The following is a 13,274-nucleotide window of genomic DNA, read 5'->3' as shown; positions in this document are numbered from 1 at the left end:
TCGGATGGACGCCGTCAGGCTGCGCGAGGCGGGGTGGTTGGCGAGGCGACGTTGAGGTGCACGATCGCGCGAGGCTTCTGGATCTGTGCGCCGTCCAGGGCGGTTCGTTCGCCGAACAGCTCCCTCAAGTACTCCTCGGCATCCTGGAACACGACAGCTGTCACTGCCGCGTCATCAGTCGCGGCAGGCGCCGCGGTGGGGATGCCGAGCAGCGCACACGCCCGGTCGACGCCAGCCACGGCTACGCGGTCCGGTGACAACTCGGCGGCCGCGTTGAGGTCGCCGCGGCCGGGGTGGGAGGTCTCGATGGTGTTCATATCGGCTCCAGCAGGTTGGTCGTGCTCAATGGGTGGGCGGTGAGGTCGGTGCGCAGCCGCTGCCTCCACAGCAGATGCAGCACGAGAGAACGGGCGAACATGACATCGCCCGCGATCGGAGTCACGGCACGGACCGCTTCTCCGAACGTCTGAGGAATCGACAGCTCCTGAACCGCCGCGGCGACATCGGCGTCAACGAACTGGAATGGCCGCCGATACCCGGCGAGGAACTGCACATTCGCGAACAGGGTCGGATCCGGCTCGGACAGCACCCGGTACTCCCAACCGTGTGCCGTGATCACCTGACGCGACCAGGCGAGCGAGTCACGCACCTTGGGCAGCGACAGCTTCTCCGCGGGTTTCACGTCCACCACGCACACGGACTGATCGGTGCCCGCAATCAGGTAGTCCGGGATATGCCGGCAACGCTTGCCGCGATCATCCCCTTCGAGCAGGAACGGCTGCGAGAGAATCCACTCGACCTGTGGGTCGAAGTCCGCCAGGAGGAGGTTCGCGTATTCGAGGCGCGACTCGTAGCCGACCGGCGCCTCCATCGTCGCCGACCAGTAGCTGCCCGAGAAGTGCGCCTGGTTCTTGTACCAGCGGAACTGACGCCAGGGAACCGCGGCATCGAACATACGCAGGCGCACATCCTCGATCGAAACGACGTCGACCAGACCCTCCGATTTGCGGATCTGAACCTTCGACGCCGCCCGGTTCATCGAGAATCCGCGTCCCAGGTCGCACTCCCGCCCCGACCGATCCCCCGTCGGGAGACCGGTTCCGTAAACGTGCGCATGCAGACATGCTGTTGCCTGACACGCCCCCCGCGGAACCGGTGGATACGACAGAAATCAGCGATCAGCTTTGTTGCAAATCAATAAAAAGCTGTTCACAGTAAATGTCACATTCACTACTCTACAGCTGTTGTCCATGTCACGTACACAACAAGCTTTCCGGGCACGTCTGGGGACTGCCCATCACATATGAGACACTCGGAGCATGACGACGGCGATCGATCCGATTGCCCCCGAAGGGTCCAAGGCGCTCTTCGGGAACAGCTACATGCATACCGTGCTCGTCGAGATCAGCAAGCACGACGGAGAGACCTTCTCGCCCAAGCAGATCATCGACGCGACCGGTTTGCCCGGCGGGCTGGTGCACCCCCTCATCAAGCGGCTTCGCTCGCAGCACTTCATCGAGTACATCGGGCGCGTCCCCGGCGAGAAGACCACGCTGTACATGGCAAACGACAATCCCTACATCCGCGCCGCTCGCGAGTACGCGCGCGCATCAGCGACAAGCGGCTGATTACCTAGCTTCGGCTCGGTCGATGAGTTCCTGTAGCTCTGTGGGGAGTCGTTGTCTGACCCCCACTCGTGTCGAGAGCGCACCGAGATTGCGATACCAGCCGCGTCGCACGTCGCTCGCGTCTTGCCGCGTAAGGCGGGAAACCGTTCGTTCGAGTGCTGCAGTGTCTCCCGGTGTGCGGGCCTGAGTTCGAGATCTCGAAGAAGGGAAGTCTGTCTCTGGAAGCACACGGTCGAGTGGGAGGGCGGTCATCTGCTCATCGGACATTGCCGCGTTGATCGAGAAGAAGCAACCTGCATCAGATGCGCGAACAGCGTCGTCGCGATCGCCGGTGAACCAGTGCAGGATGACGCCAGGGTGCGGGTGTTTCTCAACGAGGTCTACGACCTGCTTAGTACGTCCCGTCGAGTGGATGGAAATCAGCGCCGGCGGGGCGGCGCGCAGGATGGTGGCGAGGATCTCGCTCTGTCGCGTAGCGTCGCCCCGTCGGTCGAGCCCGACTTCACCGATCAGGATGGAGCGCCTCACCGCATCTTGAAAGCGCTGCTCCGACCATTGGGCGAGAGCAGCGGGCACGCCAGGATGCGTACCGATACCCCAGAGCAAGCCAGCCTGGGGGTTCTCGATCGCAGCATCGAATTCGTCGAGGCTGCGTGTCATGGCAAACACCTGCGCGCCGTGCAGTGTGCGAGTCTGCGCTGCCGTCACATCAGGTGCGATGTGGGCGTGGCAGTCAAGGGGCGGGAAGGGGAACACGTCTCAACTCTTCCAATCCCCGATCTACCAACTGCAGAACGGCGTCGAGGTCGGTGTCGGGCGGCCACACGGTCGCACTGAGAATGGCATCCTCGTCGATCCCGTAGGCGATAACGTCGCGAAGGCTGATGACGTCGCGCCAACGTTGCTTGACAAGGCCAGCCAGATTGGCACCGACCAGCAGCTCACAATCGTACGGAGTCGGGTCGTCGATACCGGCGCCAAGAAATGCTGCGCGGCGCACGACGCACGCGACGCAAAGACCGCAGTTGTGGTTGGAGTCGCCGTGGTGAAACTGAGTTCCGCCTTTCGCGCACGAGAACGACGTGGTAGCCGAGTCTCGATACTGGTCGGACATCAACTCCGGGAGCGCCACGGCGACCAGCTCCGCTTTTGTGAGGTTCGCGAAGGGATTGATGACGACGACGTCGATCTGAAGGGCGGTCAGCAGCCTCGACAATAAGTGGAACGTGTATGGGTGCGTGGACCGAGTGGTCAACGCACCTCCCCGGCCGGCGTCGAGCGGGGGGTTGATGCTGGTGAACCCGTTCTCCGGAACCCACAGCTCAGGAGCGGAATGCGCGGCAGCGGTCACTACCCCGAGAGCCATGAACATCAGCGAGCGAGAGCGCGGCCCGTGGTTCTTGCGCCGCTTCGAGTCGCGAATGTAAAGCTCGTAGCGGTCGTACGGGGGACCGACGATCGTGTCGGCGATCGCATTCTGCGCGCGCCGCACCGCCTTGGACGCATCTCGGTGGCCAACGAAACGAACACCGGCCGCACTCCCACGAAGACCGATCACGGCACCGCACAACGAGTCCAGACCCCCGGAGAGCAGCTGCACTCGTGCCGCAGGCTCCGAGACAGCCAACGGCAGTCTCGCGGTGGCCGGCTTCAGACTGATACTCCACGAATCTCCTGTCAGCCAGTGGAGAATGTCAGCGAAGCTGGAGATCGGACTACCACGCCACGACGAGGGGTCCTCTATGTGGACGGTGAGCTCGAAGTTCCGGTGCAGCGAAACCTCTGGCTTCGCGATAGCGGTGTCGGCGAAGTAGGCAGCCGCCGCGATCCGAAACAGGTCGCGTGCAACGACCGGTGCGGCCGCAAACTCGCCCAAGTCCCACGTCATCGTTGAGGCGAGGTCCGCACTCGAAACGTCTTTCGTCGACCACGCGAACGCGAGCCCCGCGCCGGTGGACGATGAACCCGCAGGGAGAACTTCGATCTGGTGCGTCTGCATTAGCCGTCTCCCTTGCCGAACACGCGACACGCTTTCGCGGCAAGCGAAGAGGCGAAGTCCGCCACAGCTTGGGGCGTGGCGTTCACGAGCTGGCCTGCGATCTGTCTGACCTTCCCACCGATGTATGTGCGCACCTTCTGCTCCAGCTGCACCAGGGCACTGCGCACGATTGAGACGCGACGTTCGCTTGCGGAGAGTTGCACGAGGGTGGTCTTCCACGCGAGCTCGGTCACGAAGCGCCCTACTGTGTCCGCGAGGGACGCGTCAGCGCTCTGTTCCGTGGAGCGCATGGTGGCAAGGAGCGCCTGCTGGAGGGCAGCGTCGTCGGGATGCGAGGCCGGGCCCAGCACGAGCGCGATGAGTTCGGTGAACAGCCGGACGCCGCTGAGTCCCTCCAGTGTGGAGAAATCCACGCCGTACTCGACAAGGTGGGGAACGTCGCCTTGCTGGATCGATGCCAGCGCGTCCAGTACCAAGGATCCGCGTGCAGCCTGCCGCGAGAACGTCGCGCCGCCGCTGTCGCGCCCGTCCCCGGAGCTTGAGGATCCGTCACCACGTCGGCCGCGAAGAAGATCCTGAACCCTATAGGACTTGCCCTGTTTGTCGCCGCGAGACAGTGACTTGCCGAGTGCCGACATCACGCCGCCTGCAATCGGTGCTGCGGGCGAGACGTTCAATGCATCTGCGGCGTCGTACAGCGAATCAACCGTGCCCGACCATGCGCCGGACCCACCGAACGCTCCCGACGTTCCCATCAGAGCACAACCCCGTCGGATTCTTCATCGATCGCCGCCAATAGTTCGGGTGTAGCACCGGGCCGCGTACGAAGCGCGGCAACGACCTCTGGGAAGGATGCCGCTAGCCACGGGACGTGCTCTGCATCGAGCGCGTTCAGAACGAACTCGTCCAGTATCACGGCGCTCATGATCGGACGGAGATCGGGCCGCTTGACGCCCAACGCCTGCAACGACTCCAGAGCTGCCGACGAGCGGTCTCCGACGATCGCCGTCGCAAGGTGCCGCGCGACATCCTCGTCTCCGCTGGAGGGCATCGTTGTTAGCCTGCTGATGGCTTCCGTCCTGATAAGGCCACTCGTATCTGTAAGTTGCGCGAGGAGGGAACTCTGCTCGTCGTCCAGCACCGCGGCGGATTGGAGTGTTGCGACCGTGGCTGTGGCGAATGAGACATACCGGTCGACCCATGCCCCGACGTCGGACGCCTTTGGCTCCTCGTTGGCCCATGCTGTGATCTCTGCCGGTGCCTCGATAGCTCCGCTCTCCCACCCGCCGAGAAGCTGCCGCCTCTGTGTTTCGCTCGTTCCGACAAGCTCCCGGAACTGATGGGGGTGATTCTGTTCGAGCAGCCAGAGCTTCATGAGGATCTCGACCGGGAATCCCTCGAACTGGGCTCCCAGCATCTCGGCACGCACGGCGAAGTTGTTTAGGAACCGCTTGAGCTGCCGCGGGGTCTCGCGCCGTGAAGTACTCATTCCGCGAACGATCTGGTTCGCCAGTCGGATGTGCTCTTCTGTCGGGAACGACTCGTGAAGGTTTGCTGCGACATAGGGCACCTCGCCCTTGATGCGTCGGAGGGCAGCCTTCTCCGCAACGGCCGCCGCGCAGTCCCTGCCCGCATCCGCCTGAACAAAGAGCGCTGCGAGGTAGGCGACGGCGTCGGCCGACGACAATCGCGGCAATGTGAAAGGCAGCTGAACAATCTTCTCCGTGTAGCGGTCGGCGAAACGCCCTCGACTTCCTCCACTGCGATCGAGGGCGTCGCGAAGGCTCTCCCGGATAAAGTCGTCGTCCGCAGCAATCACGAAGGACATGCCCTTCACGCTCAGGAATAGCTTGATCGCTTCAAGCGCTCCGAGCACATCGTCGGGGAGCGAGCGGTCGAGATCGTCGATGAGCACGACGACACGCCACCCATCACCCATCCCAGCGAGCAACTTTCCAAAGTCCGCGCGGAAGTCGCGCATCCCCTTCGCGGCCGGTGCTTTGGCTGGCTCAGGCGTGAGAGCGTTGACCAACTCAGCGATGTTCGGCGTCAACGTCACGGCGGATGTGATCGCGACCTGAGCGACCTTGCTCCAGGAGACTCTCTTGCGGAGATCGTTCAGCTTGTCGATCAGATCAGAGGCCACACCCGTGAGTTTCGCCGAACCACCCTGTCGCTTCGCGAGGCGCTCAGCGGTCAGCTCTGCCGCGATACCTTCCAGAACACGATTGATCAGCGTGCCACGCGGATCGCCAGAGTCCACGAACTCCCATGGATCGATAACGACCACGACAACGTCGTCGCGGCGCCGCAGTTCCACTTCGATCAGGTTGAGTGCCGTGCTCTTGCCGCCGCCCCAAGGAGAGTTCAGGCCAACGGTGAGCGTCTCAAAACGGTCATCAACGGCAACATCCGCGACTGCGACCGCCACCGCGTGCAGTCCAGTCAGATCCTGCGTTGCAGGGTTGTCATCGAACAGGTAGTCCGACCTCGTCACCGCCCCTCCTTCCTCTGCGTTGAGCGTGACGTCGTCCACAGCAAATGGCAGAACTGCCAAGTGTCTGCCAACTACCCGTGGAACTGTCATTTCGGCGTGGAACCTACACCTATCCGAAGTCGCCGGGGGCCATGTCGGCGAAGCGCGAGTAATGGCCCTGGAATGCGACGGTGATCGTGTCGGTGGGTCCGTTACGGTGCTTGGCGACGATCAGGTCGGCCTCGCCAGCGCGGGGTGAGTCCTTCTCGTAGGCCGCTTCACGGTGCAGCAGCACGACCATGTCGGCATCCTGCTCGATCGAACCCGATTCACGCAGGTCAGACAGCGCCGGCTTCTTGTCGGCACGCTGCTCGGGACCACGGTTCAGCTGCGACAACGCGATCACGGGAACCCCGAGTTCCTTGGCGAGCAGCTTCAGCGCACGGGAGAATTCCGAGACCTCCTGCTGACGCGACTCGACCCGCTTGCCGCTTGTCATGAGCTGCAGGTAGTCGATGACGACCATCTTCAGGCCGGCGCGCTGCTTGAGTCGGCGGCACTTTGCCCGGATCTCGACGAGGGTCATGTTCGGGCTGTCGTCGATGTAGAGCGGTGCCTCATTGATGCGGCCTCGGGTGGCGGCGATCGTCGTCCAGTCGCGGGAGTCGAGCGTGCCCTTGCGCATGTTCTGCAGCGGCACGGCGCCCTCCGCACTCATGAGGCGCATGGCGATCTCGCTGCGCCCCATTTCGAGTGAGAAGAAGATCGTCGGCATGTTGTTCTTGATCGCCGCGGCTCGCGCGAAGTCGAGGGCGAGCGTCGACTTACCCATCGCGGGACGAGCGGCGATGATGATCATCTGCCCGGGGTGCAACCCGTTCGTGAGCTGATCGAGACCGCTGAAGCCCGTCGGGATGCCGGTCATCTTGCCATCGCGGCCACGCGCGGCCTCGATCTCTTCGAGTGCGGCATCGACCGCGGTCTCGAGCGGCACATAGTCTTCGGCTGCCTCGGCGCCGGTGACCGAGTAGATCTCCGCCTGCGCGGAGTTGACGAGGTCTACGGCTTCGCCCTGCCCGGCGTATCCCATTTGGACGATGCGGGTACCGGCCTCGACGAGACGACGCAGGAGCGCGCGCTCCGCGACGATCGACGCGTAATAGGCGGCGTTGGCGGCGGTAGGGACGATCGAGGTGAGCGTGTGCAGATAGTCGGCGCCGCCGGCGCGCTGCAGTTCACCCGTCTTGATGAGCTCGTCGGTGACCGTGATGACATCGGTCGGCTCACCGTGCGAGTAGAGCGTGAGGATCGCCTCGAAGATCAGTTCGTGCTTGGGGATGTAGAAGTCAGCGCCGCGCAGGGTCTCGATGACATCGGCGACGGCATCCTTCGACAGCAGCATGCCGCCGAGTGCGCTCTGCTCGGCGAGGATGTCGTGCGGCGGAGTGCGCTCGTGCTCACGGGGTCCGCCGAGCCGATCCTCCGAGATGTCCGCAATCGACATGTATCCCCCTTCACTGTGATGACGTCAACCGTCGTGCGTTCACTGCCCGCGACTCGCTGGGGCGAGCGTTCGGGCTGGTTGCCGAGGCCGTACAGCTATCCGGTTTTCGCGCCGAATGCGGATCGCCTCCCCACCGGGCAGGACCACGCTAGGGATGGGGTCCGACACCCGCAACACAGCCTGTGGATAACTTTGTGGAGAAGATGCGGGAAACGCCGTGGAGCTTGTGAGAAGTGCCTGTGGACAAAGCCTGGGGGTCTACGGAAATGGGCATGCGAATATCCACCTGATCTGGGTTTTGTTTTACGCACAGATTGTGGACAAGGTTGTGGTTGAACCTGGGATTGAAGGTTCGCTTCGGGACCGTCCACTGTGTACAAACGGCGGGGATTCTCCTACCAGGGACCCCGCGAACGTGCAAGTAGGACGAGCAAAGGGCGAAACGTCCTGCAGGGGCAAGGGGGATTGTGCTTCACGCGAATCGGCGTCTGATCCCGCGCAAATCGAGCGTTCAATGACCGGCTGTTCGGGGAGCGGAGGCGAACGATGGACACGCATCCTCAGCGGATGACGTCGGCGACTCGGAGACCGGAGGGTCCACGACTCCTGCAGGTCCTGGTGACCCCGGTGACCCCGGTGACCCGGGCAACCCCAGTAACCCTGGTGAACCCGCACCCCGGGCAGCCCTGGCCAACCGGGTAACCCCGGCGGCGGGATCACCGGCGGCGGCCAGTCCGCAGCGCTGAGCGCAACGGGCCTTGCCAGCACCGGCGGCACCGCGCCGCTGTGGGGCATTGCGGCGGCACTGCTCGTCGCGGGCGTCACCGCGACACTGGTCGCCCGACGCCCTGCACGCCGCTGACGCAGAAGGGCGGATGCTGCAGACTGCGTGTCTGCGGCATCCGCCCTTCGGGGCGTCTCGCGATTACTTCGCGGCGACGACCTGCAGCGTGATCACGGCGGTCACGTCGTCGCGCAGACGGATCGTGGCCTCGTGCTCGCCGACCGACTTGATCGGCGACGTGATGTGGATCTTGCGCTTGTCGAGGTCACCAAAACCGGCGGCCTTGACAGCGTCCGCGACATCCGCGGGCTTGACCGAACCGAACAGGCGGCCTTCGGCGCCAGCCTTGATGGCGAGCTTGACCTTGTTCGACTCGAGGTTCTGCTTGAGCGAAACAGCCTCTTCGTGGTCGTGGATCGCACGAGCCTCGCGTGCAGCGCGGATCGAGGCGACCTGCTTCTCGCCACCGCGGCTCCAGGCCACGGCGAATCCCTGCGGGATGAGGTAGTTACGGGCGTACCCGTCCTTGACCTCGACAACGTCACCGGCGCTACCGAGCCCGGCGACCTCGTTCGTGAGAATGAGCTTCGACATGGGGACTCCTTAGCGGCCAGCGCCGGCGTAAGGCAGGAGCGCCATTTCGCGCGCGTTCTTGATCGCGCGGGCGATCAGACGCTGCTCCTGCACCGAAACACCGGTGATACGACGGGCGCGGATCTTGCCGCGCTCCGAGATGAACTTGCGGAGGGTTGCGACATCCTTGTAGTCGATGACGCCGACCCGGATTGCCTTTGCCGGTGCTACCGGCTTGCCGCCCTTGCGCGGCTTGCGGCGATCGCCGCTTGACTTTCCAGCCATGGGATTTCCTTACGTGTGAACGGATGCCGCGGCATCCGTAGTGCTTAGAACGGGGTGTCGTCGCCGTAGCTGCCGGGGGCAGCCCAAGCGTCGGCGTTCGAGGAACCGGGGGTCGACCAGGGCTCGTCGGCAACCTGACCGCGGGACTGGCTACCGCCACCGCCGCCACCGCTGCTCGCGGCGCGCGTGACCTGAGCTGTCGCGTAACGCAGCGACGGGCCGATCTCGTCGACCTCCAGCTCGATGGCGGTGCGGTTGTTGCCTTCGCGGTCCTGGTAGCTGCGCTGCTTGAGGCGCCCGGTCGCGATGACGCGGGAGCCCTTGGTCAGCGAGCCGGCGACGTGCTCGGCGAAGTCACGCCAGACGCTCGCGCGAAGGAACAGCGCTTCGCCGTCCTTCCACTCATTGGCCTGACGGTCGAAAGTGCGCGGCGTCGATGCGATCGTGAAGTTCGCGACCGGAAGCCCGTTCTGCGTGTAGCGCAGCTCGGGATCAGCCGTGAGGTTGCCCACAACGGTGATGACGGTTTCGCCGGCCATGACGATTACGCCTTCGCAGCCCGAGCCGGTGCGGCAGCCTTGCGGGCAGCCTTCTCTTCGGCGCGCTTTGCCTCCGACGCGACCATCGCAATGGCCTCCTCGGCACGAAGCACCTTGGTGCGCATGATCTGCTCGTTCAGCTTGAGCTGACGGTCGAGCTCCTGCGCGGCATCGCTGGTCGAGGTGAAGTTGACGACGGCGTAGATGCCCTCGGTCTTCTTCTGGATCTCGTAAGCCAGGCGACGGCGGCCCCAGACATCGACGTTCTCGATCGAGCCACCATCGTTGGTGATGACTGCGAGGAACTTGTCGAGGGTCGTGGGGACCTGGCGCTCGTCGATCTCAGGGTTGATGATCACCATGAGTTCGTACTGGTGTGTGTGCGTCACTGACCCACCTCCTTCGGACTAGAACGGCTGTCGGGCATTTCCCGACAGCAGGAGGGTGTGTGCACGTGTCCGGACTGATTCCGCATGAGCGGATGCCGGACAACCTTCACAGTGTATCGGATGCGGCATCCGCGGCCCAACCGGCCGTTCTCCGCTGCCGGTGCGGCCCGGGTCTCAGGCGCGGCGTCCGGGCGTCTCGCCCCGCATCCGCATCACCAGTGCGTGCAGTGGGCTGGTCAGGAACAGCAGGAACATCCACCAGTAGTTGAGCGTCGGGACGATGAGCATCATGAGGAGCGCGACGGTGAAGAGCGCCGTGATGATGACACCGACGATCAGCCCTTCCCGGAGCCGCGACGGCTTCTCGCGGTGCAGCTCGGGGTGATGGATGAGGTAGACGCGCGTCAGGGTCAGCACCAGGCTCGTGACGATGAGCGAACCGACGTACAAGAGCTTTTCGATCGGGTCCGGCTCGAATGTGCTGGTGATCGCCGTGGCCACAGGGAGCCACACGATCGTGAACATCCACAGGATGGTCAGCCACAGCAGGGCCTGGTTCACACGCTCGACCTTCGCGAACATGCGGTGGTGGGTGATCCAGAAGTTGGCGATGAGCACGAAGCTCAGCATGAAGGTGAGCAGGCTCGGCCACTCCGCAGCCACCCAAGCTCCCGCCCCCGACTCGGTGGCGTCGGTCACACTGTCCATGAGCGGCAGGATCAGCAGCGTCATGGCGATCGCCACGACGGCATCCGTGAATGCCTTCAGCCGTTCGGCGGATGGCAGCTCGGCATCCGCCGACCGCTGCTCGTCCGCGCGAGACTCGGCATCCGTCATGCCGCCACCGTACTACCCCGCCGCACCGCCGTATCACCGAGCGGGGGTGGGGCGGCGGAGTCAGGCCGTGCGGCCGAGGCCAAAGTACTCGAGTTCGGCGTCGTTGAGCATCCGCGAACGAATGAGGAATCTCTTGCCGGTCGGACTCTCGACGCTGAATCCGGCACCCCGGCCTGGAACCACGTCCACGGTGAGATGCGTGTACTTCCAGTACTCGAACTGCGACTCCGACATGAAGAACTCGATCGGCTCGATCCCGTCGATGTCCAGGGTCCCGAGCTTCACGTCGCTGGGTCCGGTCATGAACATGCCGACCGGGTAGCACATGGGGGCGCTGCCGTCGCAGCATCCGCCCGACTGATGGAACATGAGTGGTCCGTGCTGCCCTGCGAGTTCCCGCAGCAGCGCTGCCGCCTCCTCGGTGACCGCAACGCGTTCGTAGGTTCCAATGCTGACCATGGTGTCTCTCCCTTACGAGCCGGTGCCGAACGCAGGATCACCAGGCGCCGGCTGGGTGATTCGCCGGCCGGACGGCGGTTTGATCCTGCATTCGGCACGCGGGGCGACATCCGTGACGGATGCCGCCCGTGGCGTGTCGGCTTAGAAGAAGCCCATCGGGCCTTCGGCGTAGGAGACCAGGAGGTTCTTGGTCTGCTGGTAATGATCGAGCATCTTCAGGTGGTTCTCGCGACCGATGCCCGACTGCTTGTAGCCACCGAACGCGGCGTGCGCCGGGTACTGGTGGTACGTATTCGTCCACACGCGGCCGGCCTCGATGGCGCGCCCCGCACGGTAGGCGGTGTCACCCGACCGGCTCCACACCCCGGCGCCCAGGCCGTAGAGCGTGTCGTTGGCGATGTGGATCGCGTCGTCGAACCCGTCGAACGAGGTCACCGAGACGACCGGACCGAAGATCTCCTCCTGGAAGATCCGCATGTCGTTCGTGCCCTCGAACACGGTCGGGGCGACGTAGTAGCCGCCGCTGAGGTCACCGCCGAGGTCGACCCGCTCGCCGCCGGCGAGGAGCTTGGCCCCGCCGTCCTTGCCGATCTGGATGTACGAGAGGATCTTCTCGAGCTGGTCGTTGGATGCCTGCGCACCGATCATCGTCGCCGGGTCCAGCGGGTTGCCCTGGACGATCTTGCCCACCCGCTCGAGTCCGTCCCCGAGGAACTGGTCGTAGATCGAACGCTGGATGAGCGCGCGCGACGGGCAGGTGCACACCTCACCCTGGTTGAGCGCGAAGAACGTGAAGCCCTCGAGCGCCTTGTCGTAGTAGTCATCGTGGCGTACGCGCGCGACATCCTCGAAGAAGACGTTCGCGCTCTTGCCTCCGAGTTCGAGGGTCACCGGGATGAGGTTCTGCGACGCGTACTGCATGATCAGGCGCCCGGTGGTGGTCTCACCCGTGAAGGCGACCTTGCGGATGCCCTTGTGCTGCGCGAGCGGCGCCCCTGCCTCGATGCCGAAGCCGTTGACGATGTTGACGACACCGGCCGGCAGCAGGTCGCCGATGAGGTCGAACAGGAACAGGATGGATGCGGGAGTCTGCTCGGCCGGCTTGAGCACGATGCAGTTGCCGGCTGCGAGCGCCGGCGCGAGCTTCCAGGTCGCCATGAGAATCGGGAAGTTCCAGGGGATGATCTGGCCGACCACACCGAGGGGCTCGTTGAAGTGGTAGGCGACGGTGTCTTCGTCGATCTGGCTCAGCGACCCTTCTTGGGCCCGAAGCACGCCCGCGAAATAGCGGAAGTGATCGATCGCGAGCGGGATGTCGGCGGCGAGAGTCTCGCGGACGGGCTTGCCGTTCTCCCATGTCTCGGCGACGGCGATGGCCTCGAGGTTCTGCTCCATCCGGTCGGCGATCTTGTTGAGGATGTTGGCTCGCTCGGCGGGAGTGGTGCGCTTCCAGCTCTGGAACGCCTTCCATGCGACATCCACCGCGCGGTCGATGTCTTCGACGGTGCCTCGCCCGACCTCGCAGAAGGGCTTGCCGGTAACGGGGGTGATGTTCTCGAAGTACTGGCCCTTGATCGGTTCGACGAACTCGCCGCCGATGTAGTGGCCGTATCGGGGACGGTAGGTGGCAACGGACCCGCGCTCGCCCGGCGCGGCGTAGACGCTCGAAACGCCCTCTTCGACGATGGTCATGCTGAGTCTCCTTCGACTGCGTCGCGACGGCCGTCGTCGCGATGGGTCGACGCTAGGTGAGGCAACGTTGCATTCCGTTGCACGGGGCTCACGGCATCCGTTGCACGTG

15 protein-coding genes are annotated in these 13,274 nt (G+C 64.2%); 1 reads left to right on the top strand and 14 read right to left on the bottom strand.

Going from position 1 to position 13,274, the window contains the following annotated elements:
* Positions 1 to 14: 14 nt before the first annotated feature.
* Positions 15 to 317, bottom strand: a complete 303-nt coding sequence (locus B3587_RS12460) for a hypothetical protein (protein ID WP_292729133.1) — start codon at positions 315 to 317, stop codon at positions 15 to 17.
* Positions 314 to 1,039: a TnsA-like heteromeric transposase endonuclease subunit gene (locus B3587_RS12455; protein WP_292729132.1), complete on the bottom strand. Its 726-nt coding sequence runs from the start codon at positions 1,037 to 1,039 to the stop codon at positions 314 to 316. The genes B3587_RS12460 and B3587_RS12455 overlap by 4 nt, the downstream gene beginning before the upstream one ends.
* A 280-nt stretch (positions 1,040 to 1,319) precedes the next feature.
* Between B3587_RS12455 and B3587_RS12450 the strand changes: the two genes are divergently transcribed.
* On the top strand, positions 1,320 to 1,628 hold the full coding sequence (locus B3587_RS12450; RefSeq protein ID WP_292729130.1) for a hypothetical protein: 309 nt from the start codon (positions 1,320 to 1,322) through the stop codon (positions 1,626 to 1,628).
* On the opposite strand, the gene B3587_RS12445 is transcribed toward B3587_RS12450, so the two are convergent.
* From B3587_RS12445 to B3587_RS12390, 12 genes are all read right to left on the bottom strand, one after another.
* A complete protein-coding gene (locus B3587_RS12445; protein ID WP_292729128.1) occupies positions 1,629 to 2,384 on the bottom strand; it encodes a TatD family hydrolase in 756 nt (251 codons plus the stop codon).
* Positions 2,362 to 3,627 carry a 7-cyano-7-deazaguanine synthase gene (locus B3587_RS12440; RefSeq protein ID WP_292729125.1) on the bottom strand — a complete coding sequence of 422 codons (1,266 nt, stop codon included), beginning with the start codon at positions 3,625 to 3,627 and terminating at the stop codon, positions 2,362 to 2,364. Before B3587_RS12440 ends, B3587_RS12445 begins: the two co-directional genes overlap by 23 nt.
* A complete protein-coding gene (locus B3587_RS12435; RefSeq protein ID WP_292729121.1) occupies positions 3,627 to 4,382 on the bottom strand; it encodes a hypothetical protein in 756 nt (251 codons plus the stop codon). The genes B3587_RS12440 and B3587_RS12435 overlap by 1 nt, the downstream gene beginning before the upstream one ends.
* Positions 4,382 to 6,124, bottom strand: coding sequence for a KAP family P-loop NTPase fold protein (locus tag B3587_RS12430; RefSeq protein ID WP_292729119.1), 1,743 nt, complete (start codon positions 6,122 to 6,124; stop codon positions 4,382 to 4,384). The genes B3587_RS12435 and B3587_RS12430 overlap by 1 nt, the downstream gene beginning before the upstream one ends.
* Before the next feature lie 109 nt (positions 6,125 to 6,233).
* Complete coding sequence (gene dnaB / locus B3587_RS12425) at positions 6,234 to 7,607, bottom strand: replicative DNA helicase (RefSeq protein WP_228179190.1); 1,374 nt, start codon at positions 7,605 to 7,607, stop codon at positions 6,234 to 6,236.
* A 925-nt stretch (positions 7,608 to 8,532) separates the two neighbouring features.
* Entirely contained in the window at positions 8,533 to 8,985 is a 453-nt protein-coding gene (gene rplI / locus B3587_RS12420; RefSeq protein WP_228179191.1) for a 50S ribosomal protein L9, read from the bottom strand.
* 9 nt (positions 8,986 to 8,994) lie between these two features.
* Positions 8,995 to 9,249 carry a 30S ribosomal protein S18 gene (gene rpsR / locus B3587_RS12415; protein WP_195692622.1) on the bottom strand — a complete coding sequence of 85 codons (255 nt, stop codon included), beginning with the start codon at positions 9,247 to 9,249 and terminating at the stop codon, positions 8,995 to 8,997.
* 44 nt (positions 9,250 to 9,293) lie between these two features.
* Positions 9,294 to 9,788 carry a single-stranded DNA-binding protein gene (locus tag B3587_RS12410; protein WP_228179192.1) on the bottom strand — a complete coding sequence of 165 codons (495 nt, stop codon included), beginning with the start codon at positions 9,786 to 9,788 and terminating at the stop codon, positions 9,294 to 9,296.
* A gap of 5 nt (positions 9,789 to 9,793) precedes the next feature.
* Positions 9,794 to 10,150, bottom strand: coding sequence for a 30S ribosomal protein S6 (gene rpsF, locus B3587_RS12405; RefSeq protein ID WP_228179254.1), 357 nt, complete (start codon positions 10,148 to 10,150; stop codon positions 9,794 to 9,796).
* 201 nt (positions 10,151 to 10,351) lie between these two features.
* The gene (locus B3587_RS12400) at positions 10,352 to 11,014 is read right to left on the bottom strand and encodes a TMEM175 family protein (RefSeq protein ID WP_228179193.1); all 663 of its coding nucleotides are present in this window, start codon (positions 11,012 to 11,014) and stop codon (positions 10,352 to 10,354) included.
* 60 nt (positions 11,015 to 11,074) lie between these two features.
* A complete protein-coding gene (locus B3587_RS12395; protein WP_292729114.1) occupies positions 11,075 to 11,473 on the bottom strand; it encodes a DUF779 domain-containing protein in 399 nt (132 codons plus the stop codon).
* A gap of 141 nt (positions 11,474 to 11,614) precedes the next feature.
* Positions 11,615 to 13,165, bottom strand: coding sequence for an aldehyde dehydrogenase family protein (locus B3587_RS12390; RefSeq protein ID WP_228179195.1), 1,551 nt, complete (start codon positions 13,163 to 13,165; stop codon positions 11,615 to 11,617).
* Positions 13,166 to 13,274 lie beyond the last annotated feature (109 nt).

Origin of the sequence: Microbacterium sp. UBA837 (genome assembly GCF_002296025.1) — a bacterium.
Classification (GTDB): Bacteria; Actinomycetota; Actinomycetes; order Actinomycetales; family Microbacteriaceae; genus Microbacterium.
The sequence above is the reverse complement of the archived record's forward strand: the minus strand, read 5'-3'. Positions and strand labels throughout refer to the sequence as shown.

What these genes read in the sequence shown, in the direction of transcription:
- B3587_RS12460 (WP_292729133.1), bottom strand. Translation starts at nt 317, where the DNA reads ATGAACACCATCGAGACCTCCCACCCCGGCCGCGGCGACCTCAACGCG.
- B3587_RS12455 (WP_292729132.1), bottom strand. Translation starts at nt 1,039, where the DNA reads ATGAACCGGGCGGCGTCGAAGGTTCAGATCCGCAAATCGGAGGGTCTG.
- B3587_RS12450 (WP_292729130.1), top strand. Translation starts at nt 1,320, where the DNA reads ATGACGACGGCGATCGATCCGATTGCCCCCGAAGGGTCCAAGGCGCTC.
- B3587_RS12440 (WP_292729125.1), bottom strand. Translation starts at nt 3,627, where the DNA reads ATGCAGACGCACCAGATCGAAGTTCTCCCTGCGGGTTCATCGTCCACC.
- B3587_RS12435 (WP_292729121.1), bottom strand. Translation starts at nt 4,382, where the DNA reads ATGGGAACGTCGGGAGCGTTCGGTGGGTCCGGCGCATGGTCGGGCACG.
- dnaB (WP_228179190.1), bottom strand. Translation starts at nt 7,607, where the DNA reads ATGTCGATTGCGGACATCTCGGAGGATCGGCTCGGCGGACCCCGTGAG.
- rplI (WP_228179191.1), bottom strand. Translation starts at nt 8,985, where the DNA reads ATGTCGAAGCTCATTCTCACGAACGAGGTCGCCGGGCTCGGTAGCGCC.
- rpsR (WP_195692622.1), bottom strand. Translation starts at nt 9,249, where the DNA reads ATGGCTGGAAAGTCAAGCGGCGATCGCCGCAAGCCGCGCAAGGGCGGC.
- B3587_RS12410 (WP_228179192.1), bottom strand. Translation starts at nt 9,788, where the DNA reads ATGGCCGGCGAAACCGTCATCACCGTTGTGGGCAACCTCACGGCTGAT.
- rpsF (WP_228179254.1), bottom strand. Translation starts at nt 10,150, where the DNA reads ATGGTGATCATCAACCCTGAGATCGACGAGCGCCAGGTCCCCACGACC.
- B3587_RS12400 (WP_228179193.1), bottom strand. Translation starts at nt 11,014, where the DNA reads ATGACGGATGCCGAGTCTCGCGCGGACGAGCAGCGGTCGGCGGATGCC.
- B3587_RS12395 (WP_292729114.1), bottom strand. Translation starts at nt 11,473, where the DNA reads ATGGTCAGCATTGGAACCTACGAACGCGTTGCGGTCACCGAGGAGGCG.
- B3587_RS12390 (WP_228179195.1), bottom strand. Translation starts at nt 13,165, where the DNA reads ATGACCATCGTCGAAGAGGGCGTTTCGAGCGTCTACGCCGCGCCGGGC.